The 13917-nt window shown below is 74.0% G+C and carries 12 protein-coding genes; 11 read left to right on the forward strand and 1 reads right to left on the reverse strand.

Annotation, left to right across the window (positions count from 1 at the left end):
* Positions 1 to 176: 176 nt before the first annotated feature.
* Positions 177 to 1244: a Gfo/Idh/MocA family protein gene (locus C4U44_RS24500; RefSeq protein WP_103888154.1), complete on the reverse strand. Its 1068-nt coding sequence runs from the start codon at positions 1242 to 1244 to the stop codon at positions 177 to 179.
* 72 nt (positions 1245 to 1316) lie between these two features.
* On the opposite strand from C4U44_RS24500, the gene C4U44_RS24505 reads away from it, so the two are divergent.
* The 11 genes from C4U44_RS24505 (at position 1317) to C4U44_RS24555 (ending at position 13795) form a co-directional block, all read left to right on the forward strand.
* Positions 1317 to 2069, forward strand: coding sequence for a GntR family transcriptional regulator (locus tag C4U44_RS24505; protein WP_103888155.1), 753 nt, complete (start codon positions 1317 to 1319; stop codon positions 2067 to 2069).
* Between the two features lie 135 nt (positions 2070 to 2204).
* Complete coding sequence (locus C4U44_RS24510) at positions 2205 to 3323, forward strand: TIGR03364 family FAD-dependent oxidoreductase (protein WP_103888156.1); 1119 nt, start codon at positions 2205 to 2207, stop codon at positions 3321 to 3323.
* A gap of 5 nt (positions 3324 to 3328) precedes the next feature.
* Positions 3329 to 4036, forward strand: coding sequence for a phosphonatase-like hydrolase (locus C4U44_RS24515; RefSeq protein WP_200823392.1), 708 nt, complete (start codon positions 3329 to 3331; stop codon positions 4034 to 4036).
* A gap of 1 nt (position 4037) precedes the next feature.
* Positions 4038 to 5351 (forward strand): ABC transporter ATP-binding protein, encoded by a 1314-nt coding sequence (locus tag C4U44_RS24520; protein ID WP_103888158.1) that lies wholly within the window; start codon positions 4038 to 4040, stop codon positions 5349 to 5351.
* The gene (locus C4U44_RS24525) at positions 5338 to 6252 is read left to right on the forward strand and encodes a 2-aminoethylphosphonate ABC transporter permease subunit (protein WP_103888159.1); all 915 of its coding nucleotides are present in this window, start codon (positions 5338 to 5340) and stop codon (positions 6250 to 6252) included. The genes C4U44_RS24520 and C4U44_RS24525 overlap by 14 nt, the downstream gene beginning before the upstream one ends.
* Complete coding sequence (locus C4U44_RS24530) at positions 6239 to 7036, forward strand: ABC transporter permease (RefSeq protein ID WP_103888288.1); 798 nt, start codon at positions 6239 to 6241, stop codon at positions 7034 to 7036. The genes C4U44_RS24525 and C4U44_RS24530 overlap by 14 nt, the downstream gene beginning before the upstream one ends.
* 80 nt (positions 7037 to 7116) lie before the next feature.
* Entirely contained in the window at positions 7117 to 8208 is a 1092-nt protein-coding gene (locus C4U44_RS24535) for a 2-aminoethylphosphonate ABC transporter substrate-binding protein (protein WP_103888160.1), read from the forward strand.
* A gap of 86 nt (positions 8209 to 8294) precedes the next feature.
* Entirely contained in the window at positions 8295 to 9074 is a 780-nt protein-coding gene (locus tag C4U44_RS24540) for an HAD-IIA family hydrolase (protein WP_103888161.1), read from the forward strand.
* A gap of 203 nt (positions 9075 to 9277) precedes the next feature.
* A complete protein-coding gene (locus tag C4U44_RS24545; RefSeq protein WP_103888162.1) occupies positions 9278 to 9955 on the forward strand; it encodes an LPXTG cell wall anchor domain-containing protein in 678 nt (225 codons plus the stop codon).
* A gap of 6 nt (positions 9956 to 9961) precedes the next feature.
* Positions 9962 to 10663 carry a class F sortase gene (locus C4U44_RS24550; protein WP_103888163.1) on the forward strand — a complete coding sequence of 234 codons (702 nt, stop codon included), beginning with the start codon at positions 9962 to 9964 and terminating at the stop codon, positions 10661 to 10663.
* A gap of 165 nt (positions 10664 to 10828) precedes the next feature.
* The gene (locus C4U44_RS24555) at positions 10829 to 13795 is read left to right on the forward strand and encodes an FAD-binding and (Fe-S)-binding domain-containing protein (protein ID WP_103888289.1); all 2967 of its coding nucleotides are present in this window, start codon (positions 10829 to 10831) and stop codon (positions 13793 to 13795) included.
* Positions 13796 to 13917 lie beyond the last annotated feature (122 nt).

The raw sequence follows: 13917 nt of genomic DNA on the forward strand, positions 1-13917 counted from the left end.
CACTCCCCCTGGCTTCGCCGGGGGCATCCCCACCCAGCCGCCAGGCTGGGGGAGAACTGCCCGAGCAACCGGCCACCGGCCGGTGGCCCCTGGACCGGCAGGACGGGGCAGCCCGGGGGTCCGGGCCACGGCGAACCGCAAGGTCCCGTCGCACCAGGACGGGGCAGCCGGGCGGGTCAGCCGAGGCGGACCGTCTCTCCGGTGGCCGCGGAGCGGTGGGCCGCCTCGATGACGTCGAGCGCGGCCGCGGCCTCGCCCGCGGTGACGGGAGCCGCCGTACCCGAGCGGAGCGCCGCCTCGACGCCGGCGTAGAACGCGGGGTAGTCCCCCGGAAGGGTCGGCACCGGGGCCGCGGGACCGTCGTCCGTGCCGGCGGTGCCCCAGTCGGTGGGCGGGGCCTCGCCCCAGGGGGTGCCGTCGCCCGGGCGGCGCCCCGCGCGCAGGGCGGCCTCCTGCGGGTCGAGGCCGTGCCCGACGTACCCGCCGGTGCTGCCGAGCACGCGGAAGCGGGGGCCGAGCCGCGGGGTGACGGCGCTCATCCACAGGTGGGAGCGGACCCCGCCGGTGTGGGTGAGCGCGATGAAGGCGTCGTCGTCGGCGGTCGCACCCGGGCGCACGGCGGCCGACTCGGCGTACACCTGCCGGGCCGGGCCGAAGAGGGTGAGCGCCTGATCGACCAGGTGCGCGCCGAGATCGTAGAGCAGACCTCCGATGTCCGCCGGGTCGCCGGACTCCCGCCAGCCGCCCTTGAGCTGCGGCCGCCACCGCTCGAACCGGGACTCGAAGCGGCGCACCTCGCCGAGCTCGCCGCGGGCGATCAGGTCGCGCACGGTGCGGAAGTCGCCGTCCCAGCGGCGGTTCTGGAAGACGCCGAGGAGCAGGCCGCGGGAGTCGGCGAGCGCGCCGAGGGCACGGGCCTCGGCGGCGGTCGCGGCCAGCGGCTTGTCCACGACCACCGGCAGTCCGGCGTCCAGCGCCTCGGTGGCCAGCGGTACGTGGGTGCGGTTGGGGGAGGCCAGCACCACCAGGTCGAGTTCCCCGGCCCGTGCCCACAGCTCGTCCGCGCGGTCGGCGAACCGCGCCCCGGGGTGTTCGGCGGCGGCCTGGGCGCGGCGTTCGGGGCTGCCGGTGACGATCGTGTCCAGGGTGAGGCCGGGGGTCGCGGCGATCAGCGGGGCGTGGAAGAACGAGCCGGCCGGACCGTATCCGACCAGGCCGACCCGCAGGGGTGGGGGAGTGCTCATGGCTGTCACTCTCGCACGGCCCGCGAGCCGGCCACGGCCGGGGAGGGGAGCCGGGTCTGGGAGGATCATGGGATGAGTGATGCGGCTGATTCGCGGGCCCCGATCCGCGCGGGCATCCCGGAACACGGCCGGGTGCCGAAGTACTTCGCGGTGAAGACCCGGCTGGAGGGCATGCTCGACGACCTCGGCGAGGGCGGGCTGCTGCCCACCGAGCGGGAGTTGGCGGCGGACTTCGGGGTGGCGCGGGAGACCGTGCGGCAGGCGTTGCGCGAGCTGCTCATCCAGGGCCGGGTGCGCCGCAAGGGCCGCGGCACCGTCGTGGCCGGTCCCAAGCTGGTGCAGCCGCTGTCCACGGCGAGCTACACCGAGGGCGTGCGGCGCCAAGGCCGGGTGCCCGGGCGCAACCTGATCGGCCTGGAGCGGCTGGAGGCGGACCCCGCGCTCGCCGCCGAGCTGCGGCTGGAGACGGGCGACCCGGTCTGGCACATGGAGCGGGTGCTGCTGGCCGACGAGGAACGGGTCGGCCTGGAGAGCACGTACCTGTCCTGGGCCCGGATCCCCCGGCTGGACCGGGACTTCGCGCCGGACACGTCGTTCTACGCCTTCCTCCGCGAGCGGATGGGGATGGAGCCGACGGTGGTGGACGAGCGGATCGAGACGGTGCTGGCCACCCCGCGGGAGGCGCTGCTGATCGGGACGCCGCCGGCGCTGCCGATGCTGCTGCTGCACCGGTCGAGCAAGGACCGTACGGGGATGCCGCTGGAGCGGGTGCGGTCGCTCTACCGGGGGGACCGGTTCAGCTTCACCGTGCACCTGGGCGGATGACGGCCCGTTCCGGCGGGCCGCGGCGGTGTTTGGTCACGGAAGAATAACGGGTCTAGTCCAAGCTTGGAGGCGTGTTCACGCAAGGGACCGCATTCCGTTGGGCAGGGGCCACCTGGGGTCGCGAACGTCGGGGCCGTGAGAGTCACAGTCGTAGGAGCCGGAGTGCTGGGCACGATGCATGCCTGGCACGCAATCGAACGCGGCCACGAGGTCGTCCAACTGGAACGGGAACGCGAGGCACGCGGCGCCTCCGTCCGGAACTTCGGCCTGGTGTGGGTCGGCGGGAGGTCCTCGGGCGCGGAGCTGGAGACGGCGCTGCGGGCCCGGGAGCTGTGGGAGGCGATCGGCGCGAAGGTGCCGGGCGCCGGGTTCCGGGCGAACGGCTCGCTGACGGTGCTGCGCACGCCCGCCGAGCAGGCGGTCGCGCAGGACGTGCTGGGCCGGACGGACGCCGGCGTGCGCGGCTACCGCTGGCTGGAACGGGACGAGGTGCGCGCCCACAACCCGGCGCTGCGCGGCGACTTCCTCGGCGCGCTGCTGTGCGAGAAGGACGCCGCCGTCGAGCCGCGCACCGCGCTGCCCGCGCTGCGCGCGTACCTGGCGGCGACCGGCCGCTACACCTTCGTGCCCGGCCGTGAGGTCCGCGACGTGGCGACCGGCTCGGTCCGCGACGACCACGGCACGGTGTACCGCTCGGACAGCGTGGTGCTGGCGACCGGTGCCTGGCTGGGCGGGCTGGTCAGGGAGCTGGCCCCCGAACTGCCGGTGCGCCGGGTCCGGTTGCAGATGGCGCAGACCGCGCCGCTGGACGAGGAGTTGACCACCACCGTCGCCGACGGCGACAGCTTCCGCTACTACCCGGCCTACACCGGCCCCGCCCTGGAGGCACTGCGCTCCGGCGAACCGCAGCCGCCGGTCGCGCTCGCGCACCGGATGCAACTCCTGCTGGTCCAGCGCCTCGACGGCGGCCTGACCATCGGTGACACCCACGAGTACGACGAGGCGTTCGCCTTCGACGTGACCGAGGACCCCTACGAGCACCTGCGCGAGCGGGCGGCGGAACTGCTCGGCCGCCCGCTGCCCCCCATCCGGCGCCGCTGGGCCGGGGTGTACGCGCAGACCGCCGACAGCGCCGAGGTCGTGCACCGCGAGCAAGTGCTCGACGGGGTGTGGCTGGTCACCGGGCCCGGCGGGCGCGGCATGACCTGCTCGCCCGCGATCGGCGAGACCACCGCGAACCGGATCGGCTGGTGACCACCATGACCTCCGCCCCGACCCCCACCCCTTCCGCGCCCTCGCCCACCCTGGTGGTGCTCGACATGGCCGGCACCACCGTCGCCGACGGCGGGCTGGTCGAGCGGGCCTTCTCCCGGGCGGCCGAGGAACTCGGCGTCGAGCCGGGCAGCGCCGAGCACGCCGCTCAACTCGACCACGTCCGCGCCACCATGGGCGAGTCCAAGATCAGCGTGTTCCGGGCCCTGTTCGCCACGGAGGAAGCCGCCCAGCGCGCCAACGCCGCCTTCGAACGCGCCTACGCCGACCTGGTCGACACCGGGGAGTGCGCGCCGCTGCCCGGCGCCGAGGACGCGATCGGCGCGCTGCGCGAGCAGGGCCGCACAGTCGTCCTGACCACCGGGTTCGCCCGCACCACGCAGGACGCCATCCTCGACGCCCTGGGCTGGCACGGCATCGCCGACCTCACCCTGTGCCCGGCCGACGCCGGCCGCGGCCGCCCCCACCCCGACCTGGTGCTCACCGCGCTGCTGCGCACCGGCACCGAGTCGGTCCGGCACGTCGCGGTCGCCGGCGACACGGCATACGACATGCTCAGCGGCATACGGGCCGGCGCGGCCGTCGTGGCCGGGGTCACCTCCGGCGCGCACGACGGGACGCGGCTGCGGGCGGCGGGCGCCACCCACGTCCTGGGCTCGGTCGGTGAACTCCCCGCACTGCTCGGAGGGTTGTGACATGACCCGCACGGGCAGCGCCACCTCCGACGACCCGGCCGCGACCCCGGGCACGCCCACCGGCCCCGACGCCGGAAAGGGCTCCGCGCCCGCTCCCGGCTCCGCGCCCGCTCCCGGCTCCGCCTCAGGGATCCGCTTCGACCACGTCACCGTCTCCTACGGCGCCACCACCGTCCTGGACGCGCTCGACCTGACCGTCGAGCCCGGCGAGGTGATGGCCCTGCTCGGCCCGTCCGGTTCCGGCAAGACCACGGCGCTGCGGGCGGTGGCCGGGTTCGTCACCCCGGCCGCCGGACGGGTGCTGATCGGCGGCCGGGACGTCACCGGCCTGCCCCCGTACAAGCGCGGCATCGGCATGGTGGTCCAGCAGTACGCCCTCTTCCCGCACCTGCGGGTCGAGCAGAACGTCGCCTTCGGGCTGCGGGCCAACCGCACCCCGCGCGCCGAGGTCGGCCCGCGGGTCGCGGCCGCGCTGGAGATGACCGGCATGGCCGACTACGCCCGTCGCTACCCGCGCGAGCTGTCCGGCGGCCAGCAGCAGCGGGTCGCGATCGCCCGCGCGCTGGCCATCCGGCCCGGCGTGCTGCTGCTGGACGAGCCGCTGTCCGCGCTCGACGCCCAACTGCGCTCGGGCATGCTCGCCGAACTGGCCCGGCTGCACCGCGAGTTGCCGGACGTGTCGATCCTCTACGTCACCCACGACCAGATCGAGGCGCTCACCCTCGCCGACCGGATCGCCGTCCTCGACCAGGCCCGGCTGCAGGACTGCGGCACCCCGCACGAGCTCTACCGCACCCCCCGCACCGCCTTCACCGCGGGCTTCGTCGGCAGCGCCAACCTGCTGCGGGTCCGCGCGGAGGGCCACGGCGTGTTCCGGCTCGGCACGGCCGCGCTGCGCGTGGCGGAACATCCCGGCGTCCCCGGGCCGGCCCCGGGAGCGGAGGCGACGATGTGCCTGCGCCCGCACGTGCTGAGGCAGTTGGCCTCCGAAGACGCCCCCGACGCCACCCCCGGCACGGGCGGCTACCCCGACACGGACCCCGGGATCGGTCCGGCCGGCGAGGTCAACGTGCTGCACGGCACCGTGACCGGCGTGCAGTGGCGCGGCCACACCCACCGGCTGCTGGTCGAGGCGTACGGCCATGAACTGCGCGCCGACGTCGGCGACCTGCGGCAGCCCCCGGCGGTCGGCGCGCGGATCGCGCTCGCCTTCGACCCGCAGGACGCGGTGCTGCTGCCCGGCGGGCTGACCGCCGGCGCGGCGGACGGCCGCACCGCACCCGCGGCGGGAGGTGCCGGCGATGGCGTCGGCTAGCGCGGAGCGCGCAGGGGCCGGGCCGCGCGCGGACACCGGCGGCCGGCCGGTGCGGCGGCGCGGCGTACCGGGCCCGCTGTGGGCGGTGCCGCCCGTGGCCGCGCTCGGCCTGGTCTTCCTCTATCCGCTGGCGCTGGTGGTCAAGCAGTCCTTCTCGCCCGACGCGGGCGGCCACTCCACCAGGCCCTGGTCGCAGGTGTTCCAGGAGCAGTCCTTCCGCACGGCACTGTGGAACACCGTCTGGATCGCGGCCGGTTCGACCGCCGGCTGCCTCGTCCTCGGCTTCGTGCTCGCCCTGGTGATCGCCTTCGTGCCGTTCCCCGGCGGGAAGCTGCTCAGCCGGTTCATCGATGTCTTCCTCGCCTTCCCGTCCTTCCTGATCACCCTCGCGCTGCTCTTCGTCTACGGCACGGTCGGCATGGCCAACGGGCTGTGGACGGACGCGACGGGTGCGTCCAGCGGGCCGGTGGACTTCCTGCACACCCCGTGGGGCGTGCTGCTCGCCGAGGTCACCTACTTCACGCCGTTCGTGATGCGGCCGCTGCTCGCGGCGTTCTCGCAGGTCGACACCGCCCAGTTGGAGGCCGCGGCGTCGCTGGGCGCGCGGGCGCCGCGGATCGTCCGGCAGGTGATCCTGCCCGAGGCGCTGCCGTCGCTGGCCGCCGGGGGCGGACTGGTCCTGGTGCTGTGCCTCAACGAGTTCGGGATCGTGCTGTTCACCGGCGCCAAGAACACCACCACGCTGCCGACGCTCGTCTACAGCAAGGCGATCCTCGACGGGGACTACCCCGGGGCGTGCGTGGTCGCGGTGGTGTCGGTGGCGCTGTCGGTCTCCTTGTACGGGCTCTACCGGGCCCTGGTGGCCCGCACCACGGGAGGTGCGCGCCGTGCTGGTGCATAGCCGGGCGGGCCGGATCGCGGCCTGGGTGGTCTTCTTCGTGCTGTTCCTGCCGCTGTTCGCGCTGCCGTTCCTGGTCATCGTGATGGCGTCGTTCGCGACCAACTGGAGCGGGGCGTTCCCCTCGCACCCGACGTTCGCGCACTACCGCGCCGTCGGCGGCGGGGACTCCCTGCACGCGCTCACCACCAGCCTGCTGACGGCCCTGTGCGCCAGCGTGCTCGCGCTCCTGGTCGGGGGGTGGGCCGCGCTGGCCGCCGAGAAGCTGCGCGGGGGCACGCGCAAGGTGATCGACGCGCTGTTCGTGCTGCCGGTCGCCGTGCCGTCGGTGGTGGTCGGGCTCTCGCTGCTCGTCGCCTTCTCCCAGCCGCCGTTCCTCCTCAACGGCACCGCGAAGATCGTCATCCTCGCGCACACCGTCCTGGTCACCGCGTTCGCCTACCAGTCGGTCGGCGCGGCGCTGGCACGGCTCGATCCGGCGTACGAGCAGAGCGCGGCGAGCCTGGGAGCACGGCCGGCGTACGTGCTGTGGCGGGTCCGCCTCCCGCTGCTGCTGCCGTCCCTCACCGCCGCCGCGGGGCTCTGCTTCGCCCTGTCCATGGGGGAGTTGAGCGCCACGATGATGCTCTACCCGCCCGACTGGATGCCGTTGCCCGTGCAGATCTACGGGGCCACCAACCGGGGCTCGCTCTTCGAAGGGGCCGCGCTGGCGGTCGTGCTCATGGTCAGCACCCTGCTGGTGCTGCTGGTGATGGGCCGGGTGCGGACCCGCGCCACCTACCGCTGACCCCGATCCCCCGGGCCTCCGTACGTCAGCACTTCCGAACGTCCACCCCACGCAATGACTCTCAAGGAGTGAGATCTGCCATGCGCAGGAGCAACAGGAGCAGCCGTCCGCTCAGCCCGGTCGCCGCCGGGAGCGCGGTCGCCGTGATGGGACTCGTACTCGCCGGATGCGGCGGCTCGTCGTCCGCGGACAGCGGGAAGCCCTCGACGGAGGTGACGGTGTACAGCGCGGACGGGCTGCACTCCGACACCGGGGACGGCTTCTACAACAAGGTGTTCAAGGATTTCACGGCCAAGACCGGGATCAAGGTCAAGTACGTGGAGGGCGGTTCGGGGGAGGTCGTGCAGCGGCTGGTGCGGGAGAAGTCGAACACCCAGGCCGACGTCGTGGTGACGCTGCCCCCGTTCATCCAGCAGGCGCAGCAGAAGGGGCTGCTGGCGCCGTACCGGCCCGCGGGCGTGGACAAGGTGGCCGCGGCGGACAAGGACGCGAACGGCGCGTGGGAGTCCATCGTCGACAACTACCTGTGCTTCATCTACAACACCAAGGACCTGGCGCAGCCCCCGAAGACGTGGAACGACCTGATGGACGCCAGGTTCAAGGGGAAGTTGCAGTACTCGACGCCGGGCGTCGCGGGTGACGGCACCGCCGTGGTGATCAAGGCGATGCACGACATGGGCGGCAAGGGCCCGGCGATGGACTACCTGAAGAAACTCCAGGCGAACAACGTGGGTCCGTCGGCCTCGACCGGCCAGCTCGCCCCCAAGGTGGACAAGGGCGAACTCACGGTGGCCAACGGCGACGTGCAGATGAACTTCGCCGACCAGGCGTCGATGCCGCACCAGGGCATCTTCTTCCCGGCGGTGAGCGACACGGCCAGGCCGACCACGTTCGCGCTGCCGTACGCGGCCGGGCTGGTCAGGAACGGCCCGCACCAGGACGCCGGCAAGAAGCTGCTGGACTACTTCCTCACCCCGGCCGTGCAGCAGGAGGTCTCCGCGGTGGGCGGCGGGTTCGCGGCCCGCACCGATGTGACCGCGACCGACCCGAACGCGGCCGGCCTGAAGAAGCTGATGGCCGGCGTGGACGTCTTCACCCCGGACTGGACGGACATCAACGACAACCTCGACGCGTACGTGGACGCGTGGAGGTCCGCCACCGGCAGCAGTTGATCCGCAGGCTGGACGGCCGGGGCGGCGCGGACCCGCCCCGGCTAGGCTGGTGACCTCAGGCGGTACCCAGGACAGGAGAGCGACCCGTGTCGACCCGCAGGCCCATCGATTCGTGGCTCACCGACATGGACGGCGTGCTGATCCACGAAGGCACCCCCATCCCGGGCGCGGACGCGTTCATCACGGGGCTCAAGGCGTCCGGCAAGCCGTTCCTGGTGCTGACCAACAACTCCATCTACACCCCGCGGGACCTGCACGCGCGGCTGACCCGGATGGGCCTGGACGTGCCGGTGGGCAACATCTGGACCTCGGCGCTGGCCACCGCGAAGTTCCTGGACGACCAGCGGCCCGGCGGCACCGCGTACGTCATCGGCGAGGCCGGCCTGACCACGGCCCTGCACGACGTCGGCTACATCCTGACCGACCACGACCCGGACTACGTGGTGCTCGGCGAGACCCGCACCTACAGCTTCGAGGCCCTGACGAAGGCGATCCGGCTGATCAACGGCGGCGCCCGGTTCATCTGCACCAACCCCGACCAGACCGGCCCCTCGCCCGAGGGCGTGCTGCCCGCGGCGGGCTCGGTGGCGGCGCTGATCACCCGCGCGACCGGCAAGGACCCGTACTTCGTCGGCAAGCCGAACCCGCTGATGATGCGGGCCGGGCTGAACGTCATCGGCGCCCACTCCGAGACCAGCGCGATGATCGGCGACCGGATGGACACCGACGTGCTGGCCGGGCTGGAGTCCGGCATGAAGACGTTCCTGGTGCTCACCGGTCTGACCACGGTGGCCGACATCGACCGCTACCCCTTCCGGCCGTCCCGCGTGGTCGACTCGATCGCGGACCTCGTCGACGAGATCTGAGCACGGTCCCCGACGGCGGGTTCCGGAGGAGAAGGCAGAGCGGGCCGGAAGACCGGCAAGGACGCGCCGTTTTTACTCTCCGTAGATGAACAGTCACCCCAATGGACCACTGAGCGGCCGCCCGGAGTGCGTGCGGCCGCCGGCAACGGAATCTTCGTAAGCACCGGGCGCGGGTCCCCGCTCCCGGCTGAGCGGAGGTCCTCATGTTTGGTCTGAAACTGCCCGCCATCGCCGCTGCCGGCGCTGTCGCCGTGCTGGCCGTGGGCGGTGTGTCCGGACTCCCGAAGACGGCTGTGGCCGACGACGGCGGCGGGGGATCGGGCAACTCGTCGAGCAGTTCCTCCAGTTCGTCGAGCAGTTCGTCGAGCAGCTCGTCGTCCGGCGCGGGCGGCATGGACGTCTCGCCGCGCACCGTCGCCCCTGGCGGCGTGGTCTCCCTGCACCTTGCGACCTCCTGCAAGGCCGGGAAGACCGCGACGGCCAGCGCCGACGTCTTCGTGGACACCGTGACCCTGGCCCCGTCGGGTGACGGCAAGGGCATGGAGGGCGACGCGTTCATCAAGTCCGACGCCGTCGAGGGCTCGTACTCGATCGCGGTGCACTGCCAGGACGGCTCCAGCTCGGCCAGCGCCTCCATCACGGTCAGCACGAGCAGCAGCGTCTCGCCGATCACCCCGCTCAACCCGGTCAACCCGGTGCCGGCCGGCGGCGGCGGCGCGGCCCACCAGCTCGCCGCCCGCAGCGGCAGTGCCGAGCAGCTCGCGGCCGGCCCCGCGGCGGCCGGTGAGAGCACCGGCCCGCTGCTGGTCACCGGCGGCGTCGCCGCGGTGGGCCTGGCCGGGCTGCTGCTCCACCGGCGTCGCAGTGCGGCCCGCGGCTGACCCGGCATGCACGACGGGGAGGACGCCGAGGGTGTTCAGGCCGACACCCGTGCCCGGCCCGACAGCAGGACGTGGACGGCCCTCGCGGTCGGCCTGGTCCTGCTGGCGGCCTGGCTCACAGGACACGGTTCCGGCGGTGGTACCGCCACTGCCGGGACCGGCCGTGCTCAGGCCGCGGCGGCCGACGACCATCCGCCGCACCTGTACGCGGCGCACGCGGCACTGCCCGCGTCCGACCCGGTCCGGATCGACATCGGATCGATCGGGCTGCACGCTCCGCTGGTCGGGCGCGGGCTGACCGACGGCACGATCGACCCGCCGCCCTACTCCACCCCGAAGGTCGCCGGCTGGTACACCGGCGGCCCGGCCCCGGGGTCGGACGGCGCGGCGCTGATCGTCGGGCACGTCGACACCGAGACCGGCCCCGCGGTGTTCTTCCCGCTGAGCACCATCAAGCCGGGCGCGCTGGTCGAGGTGACCCGGGCGGACCACTCGGTCGCGGACTTCTCCGTCGAGGCGGTGGAGATCGTCCCCAAGGACCACTTCGACGCCACCCGGGTCTACGGCTCCGACGCCGCGAACCGCCCGGAACTGCGGCTGATCACCTGCGGCGGCGACTTCGACAGCGCCCGGCAGGCCTACTCGGCGAACGTGGTGGTGTACGCCTCGCTGACCGGCTCGCGCGCGGCGCCCGGCGGCCGGGCTTAGGGTGCGAAACGGTGCAAGGGTGCCCACGCCGGTGGGCCCGCGACCAGGGAGGAAACGGACGGACACGGCCGGGACGGCCTGCGCGACGGCGCACGCGACGCCCGGCGGGACGGCGTACGGAACCGTGTGCGGAACGGTGTGACGATCACCCGATCGGAGGTCCGGATGCCCAGGCGTGACCCGAAGGGGAACAGGTGGCGCCCCGCGCCCGGAACACCCGGCGCGCCCGCGAGGCCGGCACCGGACCGGGTCGGTGAGGCGCGGGCCGGCGGCACCCCGCCGGGGCTGCGCGGCGACCTCGAGCAGTTGCTCGGCCCGGGCAAGGTGCTCGGCGGCATCTCCGACCTGGTGCGCTACGCGTCCGACGCGAGCCCGTACCGCTTCGTACCGCAGGTCGTGGTCGTCCCCGACAGCGTCCAGGACGTCGTGAAGCTGATGGCGTACGCCCGCGGGCAGCGCCGCAACCTCGTCTTCCGGGCGGCGGGCACCAGCCTCAACGGGCAGGCGCAGGGCGAGGACATCCTCGTCGACGTGCGGCGCCACTTCAGCGGCGTCGAGGTCGAGGCCGGCGGCGACCGGGCCCGGGTGCTGCCCGGCACGGTCCTGGCCCGGGTGAACTCCGCGCTGGCCCGGCACCGGCGGGTGCTGGGCCCCGACCCGGCCAGCGCGGCCGCGGCCACCGTCGGCGGGGTGCTGGCGAACAACGCCTCCGGGATGGCCGCGGGCACGAGCCGCGACTCCTACCGCACCGTCGTGTCGCTCACCGCGGTCCTGCCCTCGGGCACCGTGGTGGACACCGGTGACGCCGACGCCGACGCGGCGCTGGCCGCCGCGGAACCGGAACTCCACCAGGGCCTGCTGGACCTGAAGGACGAGATCGAGGGCGACCCGGAGCTGATCGCCCGGATCCGCACCAAGTACGCGATCAAGAACACCAGCGGCTACCGGCTGGACGCCTTCCTCGACGCGGAGACCCCCGCGCAGATCCTGCGCGGGCTGATGGTCGGCTCGCAGGGCACCCTCGGTTTCGTCGCGGAGGCGGTCTACGCGACGCTGCCGACCCGCCCGGCAGTCACCGCCGGGCTGCTGTTCTTCCCCTCGCTCGACGCCGCCGCGGCCGCGGCACCGCTGTTCGCGCAGGCCGGCGCGGAGGCCGTCGAGCTGATGGACGGCCACGTGCTGCGCGCGTCCGTGGGCGTGGCCGGGGTACCGGCGGACTGGGCCGAGCTGCCGCGGGAGTGCGCCGCGCTGCTGGTGGAGTTCCGGGCCGCCGACGAGACCGAGCTGGCCGCGTACGAGCGGGCCGCCCGACGGGTCTGCGACGACCTCGGGCTGATCCTGCCGGTGCCGTCGGCCCGCAACGGCTTCAGCCGCGACCCCGACGAGACCGGCCGGCTGTGGCGCGCCCGCAAGGCGTTCGTGGCCGCGGTCGGCGGCAGCAGGCCGCCCGGCACCACCCTGATCACCGAGGACTTCGCGGTGCCGCCGGCCCGGCTGGCCGAGGCGTGCGCGGAACTGCTGGCGCTGCAGGAGCGGCACGGCTTCGACGCGGCCGTCGCCGGTCACGCCGCCCACGGCAACCTGCACTTCCTGCTCGCCTTCGACGCGTCCGACCCGGCCGACGTGGAGCGCTACGCCGCCTTCATGGACGACTTCTGCCACACCGTCACCGAGCGGTTCGACGGGTCGCTGAAGGCCGAGCACGGCACCGGGCGCAACCTCGCGCCGTTCCTGGAACTGGAGTGGGGCCCGCGCGCCACCGCCCTGATGTGGCGGATCAAGGCGCTGCTCGACCCCGACGGCATCCTCGCCCCCCGTGTCGTCCTCGACCAGGACCCGCGCGGCCACCTGCGCGGCCTCAAGACGCTCCCGGCCACCGAGGCCGCCGCCGACCCGTGCATCGAGTGCGGGTTCTGCGAACCGGTCTGCCCCAGCCGGGACCTGACCACCACGCCCCGGCAGCGGATCGTGCTGCGCCGCGAGATGTACCGGCAACCGCCGGGCTCGCCCGTGCTCCAGGAACTCCTCGACGCCTACGGCCACGACGCCGTCGACACCTGCGCCGGCGACTCGCTGTGCGCCACCGCGTGCCCGGTCGGCATCGACACCGGCGCGCTCATGAAGGACTTCCGCCGGCTCCGGCACACCCGCGCCGAGCAGCGCGCCGCCGCCTCGCTCGCCACCCACTGGCAGACCGCCGAACGCGCCGTCCGCACCGCCCTGTCCGCGGCCGCCGCCGTCCGCGACCGGGCCGGCGACCGGCCGCTCACCTCGGCCGCCGCGCTCGCCCGCCGCGCATTGCGCCCCGAACTCGTCCCGGAATGGCTGCCGGAGACACCCCGGCCCGCGCCGCACCTGCCGCGTACCTCGCGCCAGGGCGCGGCCGCGGTCTACTTCCCCTCCTGCGTCAACCGGATCTTCGGCCCCCCGGCCGGCGCCGGCCGCGGCTGGGTGGTCCAGTCCCTGGTCACGCTCGCCGCGCGGGCCGGCCAGCCGCTGTGGATCCCGCCCGACACCACCCGCACCTGCTGCGCCACCATCTGGCACTCCAAGGGGTACGACGCCGGCAACGCGGTGATGGCGAACCGGGTGGTGGAGCACGCCTGGGCGTGGACCGGCGGCGGGCGGCTGCCCGTCGTCGTGGACGCCCAGTCCTGCGCGCTCGGGCTCTCCCGCGACGTGGTGCCCTACCTCACCGACACCAACCGGGAACTCCACGCCGAACTCACCATCGTGGACGCGGTGGCCTGGGCGGCCGGCCAGCTGCTGCCCAAGCTCACCGTGACCCGGCCGCTGGACTCCGCCGTCCTCCACCCCACCTGCGCGGCGACCCACCTCGGTGCCACCGCCTCCGGTGCCGGCGCGCTCGAAACCCTCGCGCGGGCCTGCGCGCGCGAGGTGGTCGTACCCGATGACGCGGGGTGCTGCGGCTTCGCCGGCGACCGGGGCATGCTGCACGAACCCCTCACGGCCGCGGCGACCCGGCCCGAGGCGGAGGAGGTCGCCGCGCGGGCCTTCGGGGCCCACCTCTCGGCGAACCGGATGTGCGAGTTGGCGATGGAGCATGCGACGGGGGAGGCGTACGAGTCCGTACTCGTCGCGCTCGAACGCGGAACACGAGGGTGCCCCTGACCCCCCAGGGTGCCCCTGCCTGTGGCTCACGGGACCTTGCGGTCCGCCGTGGCTCGTCGCGCAGTTCTCCCCCAGCCTGGCGGCTGGGAGGTGCCCCCACGCGCCCCCTGATGGTTGCCCTC

Origin of the sequence: Actinacidiphila yanglinensis (assembly GCF_900107965.1) — a bacterium.
GTDB classification, from domain to species: domain Bacteria; phylum Actinomycetota; class Actinomycetes; order Streptomycetales; family Streptomycetaceae; genus Actinacidiphila; species Actinacidiphila yanglinensis.